The organism is Micromonospora sp. SCSIO 07396 (assembly GCF_053667945.1).
Window position 1 is genome coordinate 555,246 of sequence record NZ_CM132210.1, and the last position, 21,014, is coordinate 576,259.

Consider the following 21,014-nt stretch of genomic DNA (forward strand, 5'->3'; position numbering starts at 1 on the left):
CCCGGGCGGTGACCGGCCGGGCCGGCGGCGACCCGGGCGGTGGGAAAGGCTTCCCGGTCCGGGCCTGCGGCTGGGTAGCCTCGCGGGCATGAGGATCGGCATTGTGGGAGCCACCGGCCAGGTCGGTGGGGTCATGCGGCAGGTGTTGGCGGAACGCGAGTTCCCGGCGGATCAGGTGCGGTTGTTCGCCTCGGCCCGGTCGGCCGGGCGCACCGTGGCCTGGCGGGACGGCGAGGTCACCGTGGAGGACGCGGCCACGGCCGACTACTCCGGGCTGGACATCGTGCTGTTCTCCGCCGGCAAGGGCACCGCGAAGGAGCTGGCCCCCCGGGTCGCCGCGACCGGCGCGGTGGTGATCGACAACTCGTCGGCGTTCCGCACCGACCCGCAGGTGCCGCTGGTCGTCGCCGAGGTCAACCCGCACGCGCTCGCCGACCGGCCGAAGGGCATCGTCGCCAACCCGAACTGCACCACGATGGCCGCGATGCCGGTGCTGCGCCCGCTGCACGACGAGGCCGGCCTGGTCAGCCTGGTCGTCGCCACCTACCAGGCGGTCTCCGGCGCGGGCCTGGCCGGGGTCGCCGAGCTGGACGAGCAGGTCCGCAAGGTCGTCGAGGGGGCCACCGCGCTGACCCACGACGGGTCGGCCGTCGAGTTCCCCGCGCCGCGCTCGTTCGCCAGGCCGATCGCCTTCAACGTGCTCCCGCTGGCCGGTTCGATCGTCGACGACGGCTCGTTCGAGACCGACGAGGAGCAGAAGCTGCGCCACGAGAGCCGCAAGATCCTGGAGATCCCCGAGCTGAAGGTCTCCGGCACCTGCGTCCGGGTGCCCGTGTTCACCGGCCACTCGTTGCAGATCAACGCCCGGTTCGCCAGGCCGATCACCCCGCAGCGGGCCCGGGAACTGCTCGACGGCGCTCCCGGGGTGACGCTGTCGGACGTGCCGACGCCGTTGCAGGCGGCCGGTCAGGACCCGACCTACGTCGGCCGGCTGCGCGCCGACGAGACCGTCGAGCACGGCCTGGCGTTGTTCTGCTCCAACGACAACCTGCGCAAGGGCGCCGCGCTGAACGCCGTGCAACTCGCCGAGCTGGTCGCCGCCGAGCGGCGCTGAGCAGCGTGTTACCTGCTCGGGGGCGGCGGGTAGACCGCGGTGCCGACACCGAGAGGGGAGCACCATGACAACGGTCGGAGAGTTCATGACGACCCGGTTGGTGACGATGGACGGCAACGACACCCTCGCCGCCGCCGCGCAGGAGATGCGGGACAGTGCCATCGGCGACGTGGTGGTGACCAACGGTGACGACGTGGTGGGGATCGTGACGGACCGGGACATCACCGTCCGGGGCGTGGCCGAGGATCTCGACCCGAACCGGGCCCGGCTCAACGAGATCACCAGCCGGGACGTGATCACGGTCAGCCAGTACGACGACGCGGTCGCCGCCGCGGACCTGATGCGCACCTACGCCGTACGCCGGCTGCCGGTGATCGACGACGGTCGGCTGGTGGGTCTGGTGTCGATGGGGGACCTCGCGGTGGAACGGGAACCCCAGTCGGTGCTCGCCGACGTCAGCGCCGACGACCCCAACAACTGACGTCCGCCCTGTCCGACGCCGGCCTCCGGGACCTCCCGGGGGCCGGCGTCGTCGTGCGTGCCTGCCGGGTTCACCCGATCCGGGCGAGGTTGACCCCGGGCGGGGCGGGGACCCCGTGCGGGTACCGGCAGGTCGATGCCGGGCACCGGCAGGTCGAGGCGACGACGGGGGAGAGGGCCCGATGGTGGACGCGACCACGAGGTTCTTCGAGAGCCTGAACCGGCGGGATCACGAGCCGCTGCTGAACAAGGCGGCCGGGACAGTACGTTTCGACCTGCACGAGGGGGCGCAGACCACCCACTGGCTGCTGCGGGTGGACCGGGGCAGGCTCACGGTCAGCCAGGAGGACCGGGAGGCCGACACGGTCATCGGCACCACGCCGGCGCTGTTCGAGGAGATGGCCGCCGGGCGGGAGAACGGCCTGGCGGCGGTGCTGCGCGGCGACATGACGGTCACCGGTGACGCCCGGCTGGTGGTGCAGATCGAACGGATCTTCCCCGGGTCCCCGAACGCACAGGGGCCGCGCCGGCTCCACCATCGGGAGGTGCGGTGATGGCACAGGGCAACACGATCCGGATCCTGGACGGCAACACGTTCGTCGTCTCCGAGGAGACCGGTGACATCGAGGCCACGCCGACCGAACCGACCGGGCTGTTCTCCCTGGACATGCGGTTCCTGTCCCGTTGGGTGCTGACCATCAACGGGGAACGGCTCAACGCGCTGTCCTACGACGACCTCCAGTACTACGAGGCGCGGTTCTTCCTGGTGCCGGGGATGGCCACCCACTACGTCGACGCCAAGCTGTCGATCATCCGGGAGCGCGCGGTCGGCGGCAGCTTCCGCGAGAAGCTGACCATCCTGAACCACGACGAGAAGGCGGTCGACCTGGAGATCCGGATGGACGCCGGGGCCGACTTCGCCGACCTCTTCCAGGTCAAGGACGAGATCCTGAACAAGAAGGGCGAACTGTACGCCGAGGTCGAGTCCGACCGGCTGCGGCTGGGCTACCGGCGGGGCAACTTCGTGCGGGAGACGGCCATCTCGTCGTCCCGGCCGGCGCGGTACGACCGCAACGGGTTCGCGTACTCGGTGCACCTGGAGCCCAACGAGCAGTGGAACGCCGAGATCGACGTGCAGACCTTCGCGGTCGGTCCCGGCGGGCGTGACCTGCGGCTCGGTGTGACGGCGCACGGCCACGAACGGCTCGCCCTCCAGCACGACCTGGAAGAGTGGATCGCCAAGGCCCCGAAGGTCAACAGCGAGCACGACCGGGTGGCCGCCACCTACCGGCGCAGCCTGATCGACCTGGCGGCGCTGCGGTTCGCGCCGCTGTCGCTGGGCGGCCAGACCCTGCCCGCCGCCGGCCTGCCCTGGTTCATGACGATGTTCGGCCGGGACAGCATCCTGACCTGCCTGCAGGTGTTGCCGTTCGCGCCGGAGTTGTCCAAGACGACGCTGCGCATCCTGGCCTCGCTTCAGGGCAGCCGGTTCGACGACTTCCGTGACGAGGACCCGGGCCGCATCCTGCACGAGATGCGCTACGGCGAGACGGCCGCGTTCGAGGAGCAGCCGCACTCGCCGTACTACGGCTCGGTGGACGCCACCCCGCTGTTCGTGGTGCTGCTCGACGAGTACGAACGGTGGAGCGGTGACGTCGCCCTGGTCAAGGAGCTGGAACGGGAGTGCCGGGCGGCGTTGAAGTGGATCGACGACTACGCCGACCTGGCCGGTAACGGCTACATCTGGTACGAGCGGCGCAACACCGAGACCGGTCTGGAGAACCAGTGCTGGAAGGACTCCTGGGACTCCATCTCGTACGCCGACGGCAGCCTGCCGCCGTTCCCCCGGGCCACCTGCGAGGTGCAGGGCTACGCGTACGACGCGAAGCTGCGGGCGGCCCGGATGGCCCGGGAGTTCTGGGGTGACCCGGCGTTCGCGGACCGGCTGGAGCAGGAGGCCGCGGCGTTGAAGGAACGCTTCAACCGGGACTGGTGGGTGGCTGACGGGGAGTTCTACGCGTTGGCCCTGGACCCGGACGGCCGGCAGTGCGACGTGCTCAGTTCCAACATCGGGCACCTGCTGTGGAGCGGGATCGTCGACCACGACCGGGCCGAGAAGATCGCCCAGCACATGGTCGGGCCCCGGTTGTTCACCGGTTGGGGCGTGCGCACCCTCGCCGAGGGGGAGGTGCGGTACAACCCGATCGGCTACCACAACGGCACGATCTGGCCGTTCGACAACTCGTTCATCGCCTGGGGGCTGCGGCGGTACGGCTTCGCCGAGGAGGCCGCCACCATCGCCAGCGGCATCCTCGACGCGGCGACGTACTTCGACGGGCGGCTGCCTGAGGCGTTCGGGGGCTACCCTCGGGAGCAGACCAAGTTCCCGGTCGAGTACCCGACGGCGTGCAGCCCGCAGGCCTGGTCGACGGGGGCGCCGCTGCTGCTGCTGCGCACCATGCTCGGGTTGGAGCCGCACGAGGGGCACCTGGCGGTGGAGCCGGTGCTGCCGGTCGGGATGGGACGGATCGAGGTGTTGGACATCCCGGGTCGCTGGGGGCGGGTGGACGCCTTCGCCCGGGGCCGCCTCGATCTGCACAAACTGGCCGACTGACGGTGCGGGGTAAAGTACGCGGATGCCGGAACTCGTGTACCCGCCCGTGATCGCCGCTGCCAAGACGCTGTTCCGGGTCCTCGACCTGCGCCTGACCGTCGACGGGAACCACCACGTCCCGCGTACCGGTGGGGCCGTGCTGGCCAGCAACCACGTCAGCTACCTCGACTTCATCTTTTGCGGGTACGGGGCACACGCGTCCCGGCGGCTGGTGCGGTTCATGGCCAAGCACGACGTGTTCGCGCACAAGGTGTCCGGCCCGCTGATGCGCGGCATGAAGCACATCCCGGTGAACCGGGCGGCGGGGGTCGGCTCGTACAACACGGCGGTGGACGCGCTGCGGCGCGGCGAGGTGGTGGGGGTCTTCCCCGAGGCGACGATCAGCCGTTCCTTCACCGTCAAGGAGCTGAAGAGCGGGGCGGCCCGGATGGCGCAGACGGCCGGGGTGCCGCTGGTGCCGGTGGCGCTGTGGGGGACGCAGCGGCTCTGGACCAAGGGCCGGCCGAAGACGCTGACCCGACGGCACACCCCGATCACCATTCTGCTGGGCGAGCCGATGGACCCGGGCGCGTACCCGGATGCCAACACGATGACGGCGGAGCTGAAGACCCGGCTGACCGCGCTCGTCGAGCGGGCCCAGCAGGAGTACCCCGACAAGCCGGCCGGCCCGGACGACTCCTGGTGGCAGCCGGCGCACCTGGGCGGCACCGCGCCCACCCCCCAGGAGGCCGCCGAACTGGACCGCCGCCCCCGCCGCTCGACCGCCTCCTGACCGTCACGTCCCCTTCCCCGCCCGGCCTCCCGCCGCCCGGCGTATTTCGGGCGGTCGTCCTGCCGTTCTGGCTCTTCCCCGCCCCACTGCTCTTCCTTGCCCCTTTGTTTTCGCCGTCGCTTGGCTTTTTCCTGGCTACGGTCCTGACCGTCCTTCCGGCCGCCGCTCGACAGGCCCGTTGCCCATCGTTGCCGTTGCCGTTGCCGTTGCCGTTGCGCGGCGGCGCGGCGGCGCGGCGGCGGGGGCGGAGAGGCGGCGGGGGCGGAGATGTTGCGGATATTTCGGGCGTATGGGGTCGGAGGGATTGGCGGAGAGGATAGTGGGTTCGCGTCCTTTCGAGCTGATGACGTCAGCGACTCAGGCTTTTCCGGTCCGACCGACCCGATCGGCGTTACCGGCTGATCTCGACCCGCCGGATTGGTCAAGCCGGCTGACCGGTCTGACCCGCCCCGGTTGGTCAAGCCGGCCCGCCGATCTTGCTGGGCTGGTCAGGCCGGCCCGCTGGTCCGATCTGGTCGGGCTGGTCGACGGCTCGCTGGTCTGACTGTCCTGGCCCGGTTGGCTGATCCAGCCCGTTGGTCTGTCCTGGCCCGGGTGGTCGACGGCTTGCTGGTCTGTCCTGGCCCGGGTGGTCAAGCCGGCCGGCCGATCTTGCTGGGCTGGTCAGGCCGGCCCGCTGGTCCGACCTGGCCGGGCTGGTCGATCGCGGCTGGCTGATCCGACCGGCCGGGCTGGTCGACCTGGCTGGCTGGTCCGATTTGGCCGAGCTGGTCGACCCAGCTTGCAGGTCCGTGGCCGGGTTGGTCTGTCGCGGCTGACGGTCTGACCTGGTCGGGTTGGTCGGCGCGGCGGCTCGACATCTGTGGGGGATGCCGATATACGCCCACCACTGACAAGCTCGTGATGCAACCGCCATCCACCGTCCGTGACCTGAAGGGCAACCGTCGGCGATTCGTCAACGTCATCAGGTCGAAAGGACGCTGAGAGGTATACCTGCCGGACATCTCGTCCGCGCCGCCGGCAGGCTGACCACGACTCCGCGCCCCGACCCTGCCTCGCGCCCCGACCCTGCCTCGCGCCCCGACCCTGCCTCGCGCCCCGACCCTGCCTCGCGCCCCGACCCTGCCTCGCGCCCCGAGACCCCTACCCTGCCTCGACCCGTGCCCGGCCGATCCGGTGCCGCCTCAGGCGGGAAGCGACGCCGGGCGGCGTCGGCGCGGGCGGCGTCCCGGTCGACGGTCAGCGGGAGCCCCCGCCCCGCCCCAGCCCCAGCCCCCGCCAGAACAGCCCCGGCCCAGGTCGGGCCAGGCCAGGTCGGGTCGGGCCAGGTCGGGTCGGGCCAGGCCAGGTGGGGCGGGGCGGGGTCAGGTGGGGCGGGGCCAGGGTCAGCTGCCGACCGCGTCCCGACCGGCGGGCGCGGGAGCGCGGTAGTAGTCGTCGCGGGAGAGGAACTCCACCGGCAGCGAACCCGGCAGGGTCACCCGCGCCTCACCGGTCAGCGGCGGGGCGGTCGCCCGACGGATGAGCACGTCCCGCTCCGGCGGTGCCAGCTCCACCAGCTCGGGATGGGTGACCCGGAAGCAGGCCACCGTGCGGCGGATCAGCCGGGCCAGCTCGGTCACCGGCCCGACCGCCCCGCCCAGCGCCAGGGCCGGCTGCTGGATCGTCCGCAGCGCGTCGCAGACGACCAGCAGTTCCGCCTCGGCGGTGCCCTGCGCGGTGGACCGGCCGGTGGTGCGCAGCTCCAACCGGGACGGCCACTGCCAGCGGACCTGCCCGCTGACCAGGCGCGGCAGCCGGACGTTGCGCCGGTGCCGGACCCCCGTCGCGTCGATCTTCCCGGCGACCAGGGCCAGGTCTCCGGTGAGGCAGACGTAGGCGAGTCGGCGGTCGGTGACGGTGATCGAGGCGGGGCCGGGCAGCACCCAGTGCCGTCGCGCCCCGGTCGGGCTGATCAGGCAGCCGGCCACCGACGTCGGGTACCGGCCGAGCACCCGCTCGCCGGGTTCCGGGACGAGTTCGTAACGCCTGTCGAGGACGGGAGCGGAATCGTCCTCCGGCGCATCGAACCGGTGCGGTGCGATGAAGAACGGGGACATGTTCTCGCGCATCGTCACGACCTCCCCCGCGCAGTGGTCTCCTGGCGTCCCAGCCTCGCCGAGGCGTGACGGGCTGTCATGACACCCGTTAGGGGGTCGGCCGGTCGTACGACGCCTGTGACCGGTAGATGCCGATCTCCTCCGGCCGGATGAGACCGTCCTCGATCGCCCGGGCCAGTAACGCCGCCTTCGTGGCGGCCGGCCTACCCGCCCGGGTGTACTTGATCCGGGCCCGGTCCACATATTGTTTGACGGTGTGCTCGCTGATCTGCATCCGGCGGGCCACCGACGCCTTCGACATCGACTGGAACCACAGCAGCAGCGCTTCCCGTTCCTTGTCCGACAGGGCCGGACGGTCCGGGCGTGGATCGCCCACCATCGCCCCGGCCAGGGCCGGCGGCACGTACGGGCGGTCGCTGGCGGCGGCCAGCACCGTGGCCACGCAGTGTTCCCGCCCCTCGTGCTTGGCCAGGAACGCGGTCGCCCCGGCGTCGAGCGCGGCGAGCATGGTCGCCGGGTCGGTGTGCTCGGAGTAGACCACCACCCGCCGGCCGTCGGCGCTCAGCTCGGCCAGCTTGTCCAGCACCATCTTCCCGCGTAGCCGCAGATCCAGCAGGATCACGTCGGCCTCCGGGGCGGCCCGCAGCACCAGGTCCGGGTCGTCGCCGGTGGCGAGCACCCGCAGCCGGGGCTCGGTGGACAGCCAGGCCCGCACACCGTCGATCACCACCGGATGGTCGTCGACGATCGACACACCGACCGGGCGCTCCCCGCTCATGGCCTGCGCCATCGGGTCTGCGTCCACCTGATCTCCCCGTCCCGCTCATGTACGTGTTCCACCTGGTCGTCGTCGCCGGCCCGGGAGGTCGGCGGATCCGCCGCCCCCGGGCCCTGGCCGTCCGGGGTGACCAGACTGACCGCCACCTCGTCGGGGCCGGCCACCACGGTCAGCCGTGCCCAACCGGTGGCATCGGCCAGGGCGGCGGCCAGCGGATCGGCGAGCCGTCGACGGATCTCCACCGGCAGCGGCGGCGGGGTGCCGATGGCGATCAGCTCGATCGGCAACCCGTTGCGTTCGGCCAGGTCGGCGGCGGCCCGCAACTCGTGCAGCAGCGGGTCCGGCACGTCGTCGGACTCGGCGATCAGCCGCCGCAGCCGGGTCGCGGCGAGTACGCACCGCCGTTGCACGAACGGGTCGCCCGGGTCGGCGCGGCCGTCGGCCAGTTCCGCCAACACCTGTTCGGCGGCCCCGCCGACCAGCGCCAGCCGGGCCCGCCGGTCCGCCCAGGCCCGTTCGGCAGCGTCCCGTTCGGCGCGGACGGCGAGGGTCGCCGTGGCGGTGTCGGCGCGTTCCCGGGCGAGGGTGGTGATCACCGCCGCACCGGTGAAGACCGCCACCGGCAGCGACGAGGTGCCGTAGACGTACATCGTGAAGCGGGTCAGGTCGGCGGGGGCGGTCGCCCCGTCACCGACCAGCGCGGCGAGCGCGATCACCGCGTGCCCGGCCAACAGGACGATCATCCAGCGGATCGGGCGACCCCAGAGCACCACCACGAAGAACCAGGCCAGCCCCGTCCACGCCCAGTTCGCAGCGGCGAAGAGCTGCTCCCGGCCGGCCGCCGCGAAGACCGCCGCGTCGACCGTCAGCAGGGCCGCCGCCAGCGGCAGCGCCGGAGGCAGCAGGCCGTGCAGCAGCCGGTGTGCGGCGTACCCGCCGAGGGCGCAGGCGGCCAGCCAGCCCGCGGCGACCACCGTGGGGGTCGCGAGCGTCGACCAGGCGCCGAGCACCGCCGGCAACCCGATCGCCAGGTGCCACACCAGGGCGATGGCCACCGCCGCGATCCGGGCCCCCCGGTCCGAGGCCCGGCCCACGTCCACCGCCGGGCCGTCGGCCGCCACCGGGTCCGCAGCCCGCTGCGCCGGCCGGGGTACGCGGGCCGAGGCGGTCGCATCGAGACCGGTCGCGCCGAGACCGGTCGCGCCGAGACCGGTCGCGCCGAGACCGGTCGCGCCGAGACCGGTCGCGTTGAGGTCAGTCGACATGCGGCCACTCCAGCCTGATCCGGGTGCCCATGCCAGGGGCGGAAGTCACCACCGCCCGGCCACCGACCTCGGCCATCCGGCCCCGGATCGACTCGCGTACCCCGTACCGGTGCAGGGGGATGGTGGCCGGGTCGAAACCGGGACCGTCGTCGACCACCTCGACCACGATGCCGCCGTGGCTGCGGCCCAGCCGCAGGGTCACGGCGGCGTCCGGCGCGTGCCGGGCCACGTTGGCCAGCGCGGCGGCGGTGGCGTCGACCAGGGCGGCGGTCACCCCCGCCGGTGCCGCGCAGGGCGGCAGCGTGGCCGTCACCCGCAACTGCGGGTGGGTGGCGAGCAGCGTGCGCAGGCCGGTGTCGACGTCGACCGGGCCGGTGTCGCCCGGTTCGCCCGCCGGGGTGGACCGGGCGTGCGCGAGGCCGACCAGGGTACGCAGGTCGCTGGCGGCCCGGTCGCGCAACGCCGCCGAGCCGGCCGGCAGGGCGCCCAGACCGACCATGGTGAGCGTGGACAGGACGGTGTCGTGCAGGTCCCGGTTCTGCCGCCGCTCGACCTCGCGGGCCGTGCGGGCCAGCACCACGTCCCGGCGCAGGCGCTGGAAGTCGGCGAAGGAGGTGTCGGCCCGGCCGATCCAGCGGCGCATCACCGCCGCCATCATCGCCGCGCAGGCCGTCTGCATGAGCAGGGTCGCCGCGTGCGCGCCGGCCTCGACGGTGTTGCCGGCGGCCGAGGTGCCGACCGCGTAGCCGGCGGTGACCAGCAGGCCCGCCGGCACCGACCAGCGGGCCGGCGCGGTGGCCTGCGCGTTGATCACGGTGGTGCTGGCCAGCACCGCGAGCCAGCTACCCTCGCCGGGCAGTACCTCCGGGGCGACCAGCACCGGGGCCAGCAGGCTCGCCGCGACGGTGACCGTGACGTCCCCGGCGACGAGCCCCGGGCCGATGCCGACCCGCAGGGCGCGTGCCGCGTACCACAGCGACCAGCCGGTGAGCGCGGCCACGGCGGCCAGCAGCAGCGGCACCCGCACCGGTGGGGTACGTACCGCGAGCGCGGTCACCGCACCGAACAGCCCGCAGGTCAGCCGCAGCAGTGCCGGCAGGGTGGTGAAGATGAGCTGGAGCGCGCCACCGGCCGGCCGCTCCAGTAACGACGGTGACGAGGTCGGAGCGGGTAGGGCCGACATCGGGGGGAGTGCGTCCTTCGGGCGGTGACCCGTCCGGGTCTGCTCGGCGGTGCATCGAAGCCGGAGAATAACATGAGCTGCCCTAACTGTTCACCTTTGGTGTGCGGCGTGTCGCGTTGCGTTCGGTGAACGTGTCGGGCAGCATCCGGCGTCGATCAGCGGCGGAGCCACTCCAGGGCGGCAGGTGCGCCGCCGAGCACCGACAGGTGCCCGTCGTCGTCGGTGATCCGCAGCTCGGCCGCCGGGCAGACCCCGGCCAACCAACGGCTGTGGCTGGCCGGCACCACCCGGTCCCGCCCGCCGTGCAGCAGCAGCACCGGCACGGTCACCCGGGCCGGGTCGAAGCCCCACGGGTTGACGTAGGCGAGGTCGTCGTCGACCAGGCCGTCCGGGCCGCCCCGCACCGCCGGACCCACCACCTCGTCGAGCCAGGCCCACGGCCCGGCCAGGGTGGCGAGGTCGGCCGGGGTGAACTCCGGGTCGTAGTCGGTGTCGGACGCCGCGTGCCGCTCCTTGACCGCCCGGCCCCGCGTGGCGGCCCGCAGCGACTCCTGCCCGGACGGCGTCATCCCGGCGAACCAGTCGAGCCCGGCCGCGTCGTAGGGGGCGAGGCCGGCGACGGCGACGACGGCGACCACCCGGTCGGGGTGCAACGCGCCGCTGGCCAGCGCGTGCGGTGCACCGCCGGAGTGGCCCACGGTGGCGTACCGGTCCAGGCCCAGCGCGTCGGCGAGCCGGGCGACGTCGGCGGCGGCCGAGGCCACGTCCCGGCCGGGGCGTCGGGTGGAACCGCCGTAGCCGGGGCGGTCGTAGGACACCCAGCGCAGGCCGAGCCGGTCGGCCGTGGCGAACAGCGGGGCCGGCGGGGCACCGATGTTGGGGGTGCCGTGGTGCCAGACCACCGGCAACCGGCCGGTGCCGTCGTCGCCGGTGTCGTAGACGTGCAGGGTGCCGCCGTCCGGCAGCGGCACGTCGCGCTCGCTCGGCACGGCCTGGCCGCTCACTGGCCGACCCAGCCCGCCGGGTTGCTGAACGACTCGCGGGAGATGCCGGAGCCGGTGCGGGGCCAGTCGCCGAACCGCTTGTCGTGCAGGTGGGCGAAGAAGTAGCAGATGCCCTGGAGGTGGGCGTCGGGCACCGCCCGGGTCGGGTCGGCCCGGACCGCGGCGTAGAACTCCCGACCCAGCGCCACCACGTGACCCCGGGCGTAGAGGAAACCGTCGTCGGAGCCGTCGACCACCGCGTGCACGTCGGCGCGGTCGATGTCGTACAGCTTGCGTTCGACGACCCGGTCGAGGGCGGTCAGCTCGGGGCTGGACAGGTCGGCGCAGAGCTGGCCCAACTGGTCGAGGAAGGCGTCCCGCCAGCCGTCGAACGCGTACGCGTCGTCGTCGGAGGCGGCCCGGTCGCGGGTGAGCAGCGCCCGGCGCAGCGCGGCCGGCTCAGGGCCGAGCCGCTCCCAGGCGGCCTCCACCAGGGCCCAGAACCGGGCCTCCTCCTCGGCCGTGGGCAGGCGGTTCGCGGTTTCCGTGTCGCTCATGGCAGCACCGTAGCGGGACGCCCCGACGTTCTCCGGGCGACGTCGTGCCGCCGACGTGGGACGTCGGGGCCGCCCACCCGGGCGGGCGGCCCCGACGGGGTTCAACGGGGCCGGCGGGGTACCGCGCGGACGAAGTTGGACCAGGCGGCCGGGTCGAACCGTAACGCCGGGCCGGCCTGGTCCTTGCTGTCCCGTACGCCGATCAGGCCGGGCAGGTTGTCGGCCACCTCGACGCAGTTGCCGCCGCTCCCGCCGCTGCGGGTGCTCTTGCGCCAGACGGCCCCGGCCAGGTCAGTCATGCTCGCTCCTCGATGATCGCCCGGATGATTTTCTCTGTTGCCGCCTCGTCGGCCGCGAGCGTCTCCAGGTCGGCCCAGACGCGGTCGTAGGCGGCGACCTCCGCCGGCTTGTCCAGATAGAGCGCGCCGGTGATGTTCTCCAGATAGACGGTAGTCGGCTCCGTCGATGCCCGCCCGAACGCCTGCGGGAAGTCGAGCAGGACGAAGGTGCCCGTCTCGCTGGCCAGCGGCGGGCCGGCGGTGAACGGCAGGACGCGCAGGCTCACGTTGGGCAGGGTGGCCATGTCGAGCAGGTGCCGGAGCTGCCCGGCCATCGCCTGCCGGTCGGGCAGGGTGCGCCGCAGCACCGCCTCGCTCAGCACCACCTTGAGGGTGGGCGCGCTGGGCAGCCGGCGGGTCAGGACGTGCTGGCGCTGCATCCGTACCTCGACGAGCTTTTCGCGTTCGGCCGGGCTCATGGTGGGATTCTTGCGACGGAACAGTTCCGCCGCGTACTCACGGGTCTGGAGCAGGCCCGGGATCAGTTCCGAATCGTATTGACGCAGCGTCGACGCCGACGATTCGAGGCCGACGTAGAGCGAGAACCAGGACGGGACCACGTCGCCGTAGGAATGCCACCAACCCTTGGCGCGGGTCTCCCTGGCGAGCCCGGCGACGATGGACGTCATTTCCTCGGGCACCCGGTACATCGCACACATGGCGCGGGCGTCCACCACCCGCACCGGCACCAGACCCTTCTCGATGCGCCACACCTTCTGCCGGGAGCAGTCCAATCCCTCGGCCGCGCTGTCCAGGGAGACCGAGGCGTCCTCACGGAGCTGGGTGAGCAGCCGGCCGAGCTGCCGCCGGGGGACGGTGGAACCGCTTGTTTCCTCCGTCATGCAACATCACCGCACCCCTGGTGCAACGACAATTGTTTCCCCTGTGCCATTTCTGTCCTCCGTCCCTCGTGCGTCAATTCGACCCGAGATTAGGGGGGAGGGGAGTTGTTGCGCAAGGTGTCGGTCGTGTCGCAGGGTGTGAATCGCCGGACGGTGATCCGGGGCGTCAGAAATGGCGTCGACAATAGCCCGCTGTCCCGCTCGTAGCGAATAGCGCGCGGGCGGGGCGGCGCTATTTCCGGAAAGGACATCCGATGTGGGTCAGCGACGAGCGCGACGCCCGGCCCGGGGTGGCGTCGTGACCGCCCGCCGCGAGGTGCCGCTGCTGGTCCGGCTGGCCTGGGACTGCCTGGACCAGCACCGACACCGGCGGTGCGTGAGGTGCGCCGAGGCCGGGTTCTGCCCGGTGGCGGAGGCCGCCCGGCACCGGATCAGGCAGTGGCGCAGGTTCCGGCACGTCTGGGGGTGGCGGTGAACGCGCCGCTGCCGAAGGCGGGTGACCTGGTGGACGTGGGCCGGGCGGCCAGTGTGCAGTTCGTCAGGCCGATCAGGTGCCGGGTGATCCGGGTGCTCGACTGGATCACCTACGACGGGTGGTGCTGGCTCGACGTCTACCAGCTCGACGCCAAGGGGGACGCGGTGCTCCGGCGCTCGATCTTCGTACGGCCGGCGGGGTTGGTGATGGTGCGGCCCGCGCCGGTGCCGCGCGCACCGGGCCGGGCGGGGGTGACGCCGAACATGCGGCGGGGGCCCCGGCCGGCGGGGGTGCCGCCGGCGGACGGTGGGCGGGCTGCGGCCGGGGCGTCGCCCGAGCGCCGGTCGACGGGTGGTGGACGGAATGCGGCCGGTGCGTCGGCCGGGCGTCGGCCGCCGGGTGGACGGGGTGCGGCCGGTGGCGGGTGACGGGAGTCAGGGGGTCGTGGTGGCGGCGAAGTAGGGTTCGGCCGCCTCCAGCCGGGGGACCCGGATGCCCAGCCGGCGTGCCTCGGCCAGGGTGTCGCGGCAGACCGCGCGCAGCTCCTCGGGGTTGGCGTGCGCTGCCGTCACCCGGCGCATCGGCGGGAAGCGGTTGATCAGCAGGGACATCGCCGGTGCCGCCACCCAGACGGGTGCGGTGAAGGGCAGCAGCTCGGCGCGGTGCCGCCGCAGGTCGACGCCGCGCGCCTCGATCAGCGGCAGCAGCTCGCGGGTGGCGCGGATCGCCTCGCGGAGGTCACCGGTGGTCAGGGCGGACAGGGTGCCCCGCCGCAGGCTCTGGGTGTGCAGGCCGGCGTTCTGGACGAAGTGGACCGACAGCCAGCCACGGAAGTCGGCGTTCTCCCGGACCCGGAACCCGGCCGCCCGGAACACCTGGCGCACGGCCCGCTCGCGGTCGGTCGGCGGCCGGTCGAGCGTGCCGAGGAAGACCACGGGCAGCAGGGACGCGCGCAGCACGCCGTCGTCGCCGAAACCGCCGCCGGCCCCGGGGAAGCCCCAGGCCACCTGGTCGGCGGGCAGGTGCGCGGTCGCGGTCAGCGGCTCCACCCACAGGTTGTTGAAGACGAGGACCGTGGCCGCGCCCACCCGGGGCCCGAGGAAGGCCGCCGCCTCGGCGAAGTTGTAGTGCTGCACGCTCAGCACGATCAGGTCGAAGTCGTGGTCGGGCTCCAGCGTCTCGCGGTAGCGCACCGGCCACTTCTCGGCGACCCGCCGGCCCCAGGGTCGCCGCCGCGCGTCGAGCAGGTCGAGGTCGATCGCCTCCCCGTACGCCGCCGCCCGCCCCGGGCGGACGTAGAACTCCACGTGGTGCCCGGCCCGTTCCAGGGCCCACCCGTACGTCGCGCTGATCACGCCACGACCGAACATCAGGATCTTCACAAGCACCTCGGGAGCTATAATCGGAGACCATCTCCACTTCCAAAATATGGAGACAGTCTCCACTTGTCAACGCGAGGCCCCCACATGACCGACGCCAAGCCGCTGCGCGCCGACGCCCGCCGCAACCGCGACGCCCTGATCGCCAAGGCCCGCGAACTGTTCGCCGAGGGCCGCTACGACCTGCGCTTCGACGACTTCGCCACGCTGGCCGGCGTCGGCACCGGCACGCTCTACCGGCACTTCCCCACCCGGGAAGCCCTGGCCGAGGCGGTCTACCGGGAAGAACTCGACGCGATGTGCGAACGGGCCCGCGAGGCGCAGGCCACCCTGCCCGCCGACGAAGCGCTGGAGTCCTTCCTGCGGGGTATGGTGGCGCACCTGCACGCCCACGAGGGCCTCGCCCGCACCCTGTCCACGCTGATGGCTGCCCACTCGGGCACGCTCGCCGAGGGCGCCGAGGCCCTCGGCCGGGCCGTCACCGACCTGCTGGCCGCCGCCGTCCGGGCCGGGAAGATCCGCGACGACGTGGGGGCCGGCGCGGTCATGATGGCGATCCAGGGCATCTGCGCGGCGTACGGCCACCCGGCCTACCGGCCCGACGCGGACGGGGTGATCACCCTCGTCCTCGACGGCCTGCGCCGACCGGCACGATGAGCGCGGCCCGCGCCCCCACCGCCGGTGGCGGGGGAACGCGGGCCGCGCAGGAGGCCGGGGCGGGGTACGGGTGGCTCGTGGCCGCCCGTACCCGGCCGGTGGCTCAGGTGTCGTAGCGGCAGGTGCCGCCGGTGTTCGCCGTACAGTCGTTGAGCTGGAGGCTGTCCAGGTTGATGGCCTGGTTGCCGGTGGTGGACTGCGGCGGCACGTTCACGGTGATCCGCACGCTGGCCGCGTTCGCCGGGGCGGTGGCGGTCGTCCGGTACTCCAGCCAGTTGCTGGCGAGCGTGTCGGTCGCTCCGGTGCTGGTCGACAACAGGGTGCCGGCCGAGTTGTACCAGGCGAGCTGGAGCTGCGTGTTCACCGCCGTGCCGCTGCGCAACCGGGTGAACAGCTTGTACGTCCGGCCGGCGGTGACCGTCGCCCGGTTCGTCAGCGAGATCGACGACGTGTTGGACGGCCCGGTGTAGGTGTTGAGCTGGACCGACCGGCGACCGTCGAAGTAGGTGCAGGAGTTCGTCGAGATGCCGCAGGCGGGCGTCACCTGGTGCCAGCCGCCCGACGTGGTGAACGTCGACGTGCTGCTGCCCGGGGTGGCCGCCTCGACCGTCCGCTGCTCGGCGGTGAGCAGGTCGTTGTTCGCGCCCACGTCGCAGCAGACCGGGGCGGTCAGCATCGGGTGGTTCGCCACGTTCACCTTCGCCGTCGACGGGCTCGGGTCGATGTAGAAGCTGGCCGACAGCTCACTCGGGTCGTAGTAGCTGCGGAACCCCGGATCGGTGTTCCAGTTGTCCCACCAGCCGTACATGATGTCGGGGACGTAGGAGGCCCCCGTCTCGGCCATCCAGGCGTGCCCGGCACCGAGCACGTGCAGCAGCTCGTGCCCGGCGACCCCGGTGGTCCACGACTCGGTCACCGCCGAACAGTGCACGCCGCTGGAGTTGCCGCCGGTCGGGCACTGGTAGGCGTCGGAGTTCGACGCGAAGTCGGTGAAGACCAGGTAGATCCGGTTGCTGTCCTGGTATCCGGCGGAGATCAGGTCGCTGCGGACCGTGCTGGCGGGGGTGTTCGGGTTCGCCCCGGCGTCGATCTTCTCGGGCACGACCAGGGCGCGGGCGTAGCCGGCGTACGTGCTGGTGTCGTAGCCCGTACGGCAGCTGAAGTTGTAGTGCTGGTCGTAGTTGGTCGACTCGTCGAGCGCCCAGTCGATCCGGTCCACCACCTTGGCGATGTACTCGACGTTGGCCTCGTAGTTGTTGCCGACGCCGTCGTGCCACGCGTAGATCACCTGTACGGCGGGGGTCGCGCCGGTCGGTGCCGCCGGATTGGCGACGGTGGACTGGCAGCCGCGCTTGGGCACGGTGGGCATGCTCGGCTGCGCGTACGGTTGGGCCGGCTCGGTGCCGGGCCCCCAGGCCAGGGCGGGTGTCGGGGCGGAGAGCACCGCGAGGGCGGTGGCCAGGGTGGCGGCGGTGACGGCGGCGAGGGTACGCGGCCGTCGGGTCCGGAACGGGGACCGGGGCAAGGATGCTCCTCGATTGGTGGCGGGCACCGCCGGTTGACGGTGCGTGTCCATCCAAACGAGCTCCGTGACATACATCAATGTGGATGGATGGTGAACAAGGTCATTCCCAGGTCCTGGGTATGCGCTTGCCTGTCGGTTGGTGACGTGCAGTCACCGATCGGTCACCACTGGTGCAGGGGGTCGCCGGGTGTGGCAGACATACACCTGGTAGCCGCCGACCTCGTAGCGGGAAACCACATCGACGCCGAGCGTGGGGGCGGACCGGGCGAAGGTGTCCGACATCGCGCTCGACGCGGGAAGGACGTAGGCCACCCGGGCGGAAGCGCGGACCTGGTCCCGGTACGGCCGATAGCGATCGAGACCAGGCGACAGGTCATCGTCGAGGACGGCGCACCGCACCTGCTCCCGACTACGATAGGCGAGCCGGTTGCACGTCCAGTACCCGGAATAGACGTGGCCGACTCCGGTCGTCCGCAGACTGTCCACAAGCTGCTGCTCATTGTCGGCCTGCCCGGCGTACCGGGACCGGTGGACGATCAGCTGCCCGGTGGCGATCGACAGGCCCGCGAAAAGCGCACCGGCCAACGTGACACAACCGGCGGCCAGGAATGCGCGGCTGCGGCTCCGACCGGTCACCCGTCGCCGGATTCCGCCATCATCGGCGGAGACGCTGGACCCGACCCTGCCGACCAGGGCGGTCGCACCCACCCACAGCGGCCAGAGAACAGCTGGCAGCGACACCATCCCGTAATGAAGATAGCGGGCGCTCTCCACGGGCGTCATCGCCGACGAGGAACTGGCGACATACGCGGCGAGGGTCATCGCGGCACCGGCGATGAGCGCCAGCCGGCTGGCGTGCACGCGACATTCACCGTCGTCGGCGCGACGTAATGCGGCGACCGCGATGGCCGTTGCCGCGACCAGCAGGACAAGATAGGTCGGTCCCCACCACAGTTGCCAGGTGGCACAGCGGCTCGGCGCACACAACCCGGAACTGAGCGGTAGGCCGACGATGACCGCGCCGTGCAACCTGTCCGACCAGGCGGCCGGCTCGGTGGCGCCGCTCAGGGACAGCAACACCGAAAACGAGTTGGGGCGGTCGAGACGAAGATTGAACACGATCAGCGGCGCTGCGCCGAGGAGAAACCCGCAGACCGCCAGGGCCACCCCACGGATCGTCATCCCTGCTCGCCCCACCCATGCCACGAGCAGGACGGCGGCGGCAACGTACGGCAGGGCGAGCCAGTGGGTCCAGACGATGTAGCCGGCCAGCAACCCCCATACGACGAGCGTCGTCCGCCGCTTCGCCGGCCGCAGGACCAGCAGTGCGGATGCCAGCATGAGACCGGCAACGGCGGTGGCTACGTCGGAATAGCCGCCCGCCCCGATGATCTGATCCTTGACCACCCGGTCGGACCCGAACGCCATGACTCCCGTGACGAATACCGCGAACCAGGAAGAATAAAGGGTGCGCGTCAACCGGAAGACGAGGACGAGGAAGACGGCGTACAAGACGAGTGCCGGCAGCCGGAGGGCCCACCAGTGGGTGCCGAACACCTGCACCAACGGGGCCGCAAGATAGGAATAGAAGGTGCCCATGTAGTCCTGGCCGTAGAAGAAGGTCGGCCACTCCCGGCCCTCTCCGATGTGCAGAGCGGCCAGGCCGGCGGTACCCTCGTCGCTGTTGGCCGGTGGAACGTCCACAGCTATCAGAATCGCCCGGTAGAGGACGCCCGCAAGGCCGACGACTGCTGCCGCGCGGCACGCAAGTGACTTCCGCAGACCAAGCCCGGCAGTGGAGCCCGCTGCCGTCTCTCCCGCGTTTCCCACCCGCCCGTCGGGGCTGTTCCTTTCCACCAGCTTTGCCACGGCCCCCCTTTCCGGACGGCGTCCACATGCCCGTTGGGCGGCACCCGGGCGATTCTGCCACAGCGCACGACGGGTACGGATCGCTGCGGGGCAGCCGCACGGACGGCGTCACGCGAGCTGGTCAGAAGGGGAAAGTACCTGTGCGCCCGGCAGGATTCGAACCTGCGGCCTTGGGATTAGAAGTCCCCTGCTCTATCCGCTGAGCTACGGGCGCGCGGCGTACGTGTCGCGCCAAGAGGGTACCGCCGACCCCCCGCCGCACGGCGGAACGGGTCGCATCCGGACACGCGTGATCAGCGTCCCACGGCACCCCCGATCCGGGCACCCCTCTTCCGCCCGGCGCGGCGGGCCGTACCCTCGGGTCCGTGCTGCTGGAACCCGAGGCCGAAGACGAGGTCGCCTACGAGCTGTGCCAGCTCCTGGGTCGGGCCATCCTGCCGGTCGACACGGCCGGCGACCCGGGCACCGCCTTCTTCCTCAGCCATCCGGCCGGCGAGTTTCTGCTCACCGCGGACGTGGTCGCCGGGCAGGCGCAGCGGCTCGGCCTGCGGCCCAGCGTCACCGAGCCGGCCGGCGTCGCGGGCGGGTCGCTGCCGCTGGCGGACCTTCCGACCGGCTGGACCCGGGACCCGCAGGTCGGCGTGGCAGCCCTGCCCACCAGGGAACTGCACGGGTACGCCGGCGGGCATGGTTGGCGGTGGCGGGTGCAGCCGGTGCCCGCCGCGGTGGCCGTCACGGCGGACGATCTCGCCGCGTTCGCCGCCGGGCCGGTCACCGCGATCGTGCTGGCCCTCGGCGTCGGCGGCGACGGCAGCCGACCGCTGGAGGTCGCCGTCGAGCGGGCCGTCCGCGACGGCGACCGGCTGCGGATCACCGCCGCGCTGCCCGCCGGCTACGTCGGCGCTCCCGTCTTCGGGGTACGTCCCGACGCCGCCGGGGAGATCGGTCTGCGCTGCCTCGGCGTGCTCCTGCCCGCCGAGGCAGCACCGGCCGTGGAGGTTGAGTCCGTGGACGGACACCCGGTGGCGACCCTCGACCGGGTCCTCGCCGCCCTACCCGGAGGTGGCGAACGTCGAGCCTGACGTGGGGGTGGCGGTGGGGGTGGTCGGGGTCGGGCCGGCACCGAGGAAGGCTTCGGCCCAGCGGCCGACCTCGGTGAAGACCTGCTCACGGACGGCGGGACCGGACAGCACCAGGTCGTGCTTGCCGCCGTCGAAGCGGGCCACCGTCACGTGCCGGCCGAGCCGGGGTGCCCAGCGGACCATGTGCTCCACATCCAGCACCGCGTCGGCCAGGGCGGCCGAGTCGTGCCAGCGGGTGCCCCGGAAACTCCGGGTCGAGCAGGCCACCAGCACGGGGACGGGAATGTCCAGCCCGGCGCGGAGCTGCCGTTGGGCGGTGCGGATCGCAGCCAGCCAGCCGGCCCGGACGGGGAACCCGGCGAGCGGCTTCCAGGCCAGGTCGTACGTCCACTCACCCCGATGGTCGGCGTGCAGGCTCTCGCCGTACACGGTGCCCAGGCCGAAGGGGAGGATGCGGTGCGGCGCGCGACGGCCCAGCCGGGAGACGGCGGCCGCGAGGGGTCGACGGACCAGCCAGGGGGCGTTGAGGTCGAAGAAGGGGCTGTTCAGGACGAGCCCGTCGACCGCTGCGGCGTCGCGACGGGCGTGTGCCCACAGCGAGATGAGCAGGCCGCCGGTCGAGTGGCCCATGGCGAGCAGGGTGTCGTGGCCGTCCTCGTCCCGGATGACCGTCGTGGCGGCGTCCAGCTCGGGGAAGTAGTCGCTCAGGTCGCGGCAGAAGTTCGGGGTCTGGTGGGGTAGCAGGCTGCGACCGTACTTGCGCAGGTCGAGGGCGTAGAAGTCCCAGCCGCGCTCGGCGTAGAAGTCGGCCAGGTGGGTCTGGAAGAAGTAGTCGACGAAGCCGTGCACATAGAGCACCGCCCGGCCGGTCGGGCGGTCGGCACGCCGTCGGACCAGCGTCGCGACCACCGGACCCTCGTCGTCGGTGCCCAGGTCGATCGTCTGCCGCTCGTACGGCGGCCCCAGCACGTCCTGTTCCACGACCGCGACGCTACGCCCGCA

20 protein-coding genes, 1 tRNA gene and 1 pseudogene are annotated in these 21,014 nt (G+C 72.4%); 9 read left to right on the plus strand and 13 right to left on the minus strand.

What is annotated here, in order from left to right; all coding sequences use genetic code 11:
* Nucleotides 1-88 precede the first annotated feature (88 nt).
* The 5 genes from ACWCHM_RS02560 (at nt 89) to ACWCHM_RS02580 (ending at nt 4,980) form a co-directional block, all read left to right on the plus strand.
* Nucleotides 89-1,114 (plus strand): aspartate-semialdehyde dehydrogenase, encoded by a 1,026-nt coding sequence (locus ACWCHM_RS02560; protein WP_454221401.1) that lies wholly within the window; start codon nt 89-91, stop codon nt 1,112-1,114.
* Between the two features lie 64 nt (nt 1,115-1,178).
* Nucleotides 1,179-1,595, plus strand: coding sequence for a CBS domain-containing protein (locus ACWCHM_RS02565; RefSeq protein ID WP_204958075.1), 417 nt, complete (start codon nt 1,179-1,181; stop codon nt 1,593-1,595).
* A gap of 181 nt (nt 1,596-1,776) precedes the next feature.
* The gene (locus ACWCHM_RS02570) at nt 1,777-2,148 is read left to right on the plus strand and encodes an SCP2 sterol-binding domain-containing protein (protein ID WP_454221402.1); all 372 of its coding nucleotides are present in this window, start codon (nt 1,777-1,779) and stop codon (nt 2,146-2,148) included.
* Nucleotides 2,148-4,208, plus strand: coding sequence for an amylo-alpha-1,6-glucosidase (locus ACWCHM_RS02575; RefSeq protein WP_281894830.1), 2,061 nt, complete (start codon nt 2,148-2,150; stop codon nt 4,206-4,208). The genes ACWCHM_RS02570 and ACWCHM_RS02575 overlap by 1 nt, the downstream gene beginning before the upstream one ends.
* Nucleotides 4,209-4,230: 22 nt before the next feature.
* The gene (locus ACWCHM_RS02580) at nt 4,231-4,980 is read left to right on the plus strand and encodes a lysophospholipid acyltransferase family protein (RefSeq protein ID WP_204958078.1); all 750 of its coding nucleotides are present in this window, start codon (nt 4,231-4,233) and stop codon (nt 4,978-4,980) included.
* A gap of 1,385 nt (nt 4,981-6,365) precedes the next feature.
* Here ACWCHM_RS02580 and ACWCHM_RS02585 read toward each other — a convergent pair.
* From ACWCHM_RS02585 to ACWCHM_RS02620, 8 genes are all read right to left on the minus strand, one after another.
* Nucleotides 6,366-7,091 carry a hypothetical protein gene (locus ACWCHM_RS02585; RefSeq protein ID WP_204958080.1) on the minus strand — a complete coding sequence of 242 codons (726 nt, stop codon included), beginning with the start codon at nt 7,089-7,091 and terminating at the stop codon, nt 6,366-6,368.
* 76 nt (nt 7,092-7,167) lie between these two features.
* Entirely contained in the window at nt 7,168-7,884 is a 717-nt protein-coding gene (locus tag ACWCHM_RS02590) for a response regulator (protein ID WP_281894835.1), read from the minus strand.
* Complete coding sequence (locus tag ACWCHM_RS02595; RefSeq protein ID WP_454221403.1) at nt 7,854-9,122, minus strand: hypothetical protein; 1,269 nt, start codon at nt 9,120-9,122, stop codon at nt 7,854-7,856. The genes ACWCHM_RS02590 and ACWCHM_RS02595 overlap by 31 nt, the downstream gene beginning before the upstream one ends.
* Nucleotides 9,112-10,305, minus strand: a complete 1,194-nt coding sequence (locus ACWCHM_RS02600) for a sensor histidine kinase (RefSeq protein ID WP_454221404.1) — start codon at nt 10,303-10,305, stop codon at nt 9,112-9,114. The genes ACWCHM_RS02595 and ACWCHM_RS02600 overlap by 11 nt, the downstream gene beginning before the upstream one ends.
* A 155-nt stretch (nt 10,306-10,460) precedes the next feature.
* A complete protein-coding gene (locus ACWCHM_RS02605; protein WP_454221405.1) occupies nt 10,461-11,309 on the minus strand; it encodes an alpha/beta fold hydrolase in 849 nt (282 codons plus the stop codon).
* Nucleotides 11,306-11,845 carry a DUF4240 domain-containing protein gene (locus ACWCHM_RS02610; RefSeq protein WP_281894845.1) on the minus strand — a complete coding sequence of 180 codons (540 nt, stop codon included), beginning with the start codon at nt 11,843-11,845 and terminating at the stop codon, nt 11,306-11,308. The genes ACWCHM_RS02605 and ACWCHM_RS02610 overlap by 4 nt, the downstream gene beginning before the upstream one ends.
* A 101-nt stretch (nt 11,846-11,946) precedes the next feature.
* Nucleotides 11,947-12,144 (minus strand): DUF397 domain-containing protein, encoded by a 198-nt coding sequence (locus tag ACWCHM_RS02615; protein ID WP_454221406.1) that lies wholly within the window; start codon nt 12,142-12,144, stop codon nt 11,947-11,949.
* A complete protein-coding gene (locus ACWCHM_RS02620; protein ID WP_088642701.1) occupies nt 12,141-13,025 on the minus strand; it encodes a helix-turn-helix domain-containing protein in 885 nt (294 codons plus the stop codon). The genes ACWCHM_RS02615 and ACWCHM_RS02620 overlap by 4 nt, the downstream gene beginning before the upstream one ends.
* Before the next feature lie 298 nt (nt 13,026-13,323).
* Here ACWCHM_RS02620 and ACWCHM_RS02625 point away from each other — a divergent pair, with 298 nt between their 5' ends.
* Together ACWCHM_RS02625 and ACWCHM_RS02630 are read left to right on the plus strand one after the other, a co-directional pair.
* Nucleotides 13,324-13,500 carry a hypothetical protein gene (locus ACWCHM_RS02625; protein ID WP_204958087.1) on the plus strand — a complete coding sequence of 59 codons (177 nt, stop codon included), beginning with the start codon at nt 13,324-13,326 and terminating at the stop codon, nt 13,498-13,500.
* An 8-nt stretch (nt 13,501-13,508) separates the two neighbouring features.
* A pseudogene (locus ACWCHM_RS02630) lies at nt 13,509-13,793 on the plus strand (hypothetical protein); the annotation flags it as partial.
* Nucleotides 13,794-13,934: 141 nt separating this feature from the next.
* Here ACWCHM_RS02630 and ACWCHM_RS02635 read toward each other — a convergent pair.
* The gene (locus ACWCHM_RS02635; RefSeq protein ID WP_454221407.1) at nt 13,935-14,888 is read right to left on the minus strand and encodes a ketopantoate reductase family protein; all 954 of its coding nucleotides are present in this window, start codon (nt 14,886-14,888) and stop codon (nt 13,935-13,937) included.
* A 78-nt stretch (nt 14,889-14,966) separates the two neighbouring features.
* On the opposite strand from ACWCHM_RS02635, the gene ACWCHM_RS02640 reads away from it, so the two are divergent.
* Nucleotides 14,967-15,536, plus strand: a complete 570-nt coding sequence (locus ACWCHM_RS02640) for a TetR/AcrR family transcriptional regulator (protein ID WP_204958088.1) — start codon at nt 14,967-14,969, stop codon at nt 15,534-15,536.
* Between the two features lie 103 nt (nt 15,537-15,639).
* Here ACWCHM_RS02640 and ACWCHM_RS02645 read toward each other — a convergent pair whose 3' ends face one another.
* From ACWCHM_RS02645 to ACWCHM_RS02655, 3 genes are all read right to left on the minus strand, one after another.
* On the minus strand, nt 15,640-17,061 hold the full coding sequence (locus ACWCHM_RS02645; RefSeq protein ID WP_204958089.1) for a hypothetical protein: 1,422 nt from the start codon (nt 17,059-17,061) through the stop codon (nt 15,640-15,642).
* Nucleotides 17,062-17,211: 150 nt separating this feature from the next.
* A complete protein-coding gene (locus ACWCHM_RS02650) occupies nt 17,212-18,930 on the minus strand; it encodes an ArnT family glycosyltransferase (RefSeq protein ID WP_281894853.1) in 1,719 nt (572 codons plus the stop codon).
* A gap of 141 nt (nt 18,931-19,071) precedes the next feature.
* A tRNA-Arg gene (locus ACWCHM_RS02655) sits at nt 19,072-19,144 on the minus strand.
* 151 nt (nt 19,145-19,295) lie between these two features.
* Between ACWCHM_RS02655 and ACWCHM_RS02660 the strand changes: the two genes are divergently transcribed.
* Nucleotides 19,296-20,012 (plus strand): hypothetical protein, encoded by a 717-nt coding sequence (locus ACWCHM_RS02660; protein WP_454221408.1) that lies wholly within the window; start codon nt 19,296-19,298, stop codon nt 20,010-20,012.
* Here the strand turns inward: ACWCHM_RS02660 and ACWCHM_RS02665 are convergent.
* The gene (locus tag ACWCHM_RS02665) at nt 19,983-20,993 is read right to left on the minus strand and encodes an alpha/beta hydrolase (protein WP_454221409.1); all 1,011 of its coding nucleotides are present in this window, start codon (nt 20,991-20,993) and stop codon (nt 19,983-19,985) included. The genes ACWCHM_RS02660 and ACWCHM_RS02665 overlap by 30 nt on opposite strands.
* Nucleotides 20,994-21,014 lie beyond the last annotated feature (21 nt).

Coding starts and splice junctions, on each gene's coding strand:
- ACWCHM_RS02640 (WP_204958088.1), top strand. CDS start 14,967: ATGACCGACGCCAAGCCGCTGCGCGCCGACGCCCGCCGCAACCGCGAC.
- ACWCHM_RS02570 (WP_454221402.1), top strand. CDS start 1,777: ATGGTGGACGCGACCACGAGGTTCTTCGAGAGCCTGAACCGGCGGGAT.
- ACWCHM_RS02620 (WP_088642701.1), bottom strand. CDS start 13,025: ATGACGGAGGAAACAAGCGGTTCCACCGTCCCCCGGCGGCAGCTCGGC.
- ACWCHM_RS02560 (WP_454221401.1), top strand. CDS start 89: ATGAGGATCGGCATTGTGGGAGCCACCGGCCAGGTCGGTGGGGTCATG.
- ACWCHM_RS02600 (WP_454221404.1), bottom strand. CDS start 10,305: ATGTCGGCCCTACCCGCTCCGACCTCGTCACCGTCGTTACTGGAGCGG.
- ACWCHM_RS02610 (WP_281894845.1), bottom strand. CDS start 11,845: ATGAGCGACACGGAAACCGCGAACCGCCTGCCCACGGCCGAGGAGGAG.
- ACWCHM_RS02595 (WP_454221403.1), bottom strand. CDS start 9,122: ATGTCGACTGACCTCAACGCGACCGGTCTCGGCGCGACCGGTCTCGGC.
- ACWCHM_RS02580 (WP_204958078.1), top strand. CDS start 4,231: ATGCCGGAACTCGTGTACCCGCCCGTGATCGCCGCTGCCAAGACGCTG.
- ACWCHM_RS02585 (WP_204958080.1), bottom strand. CDS start 7,091: ATGCGCGAGAACATGTCCCCGTTCTTCATCGCACCGCACCGGTTCGAT.
- ACWCHM_RS02615 (WP_454221406.1), bottom strand. CDS start 12,144: ATGACTGACCTGGCCGGGGCCGTCTGGCGCAAGAGCACCCGCAGCGGC.
- ACWCHM_RS02565 (WP_204958075.1), top strand. CDS start 1,179: ATGACAACGGTCGGAGAGTTCATGACGACCCGGTTGGTGACGATGGAC.
- ACWCHM_RS02575 (WP_281894830.1), top strand. CDS start 2,148: ATGGCACAGGGCAACACGATCCGGATCCTGGACGGCAACACGTTCGTC.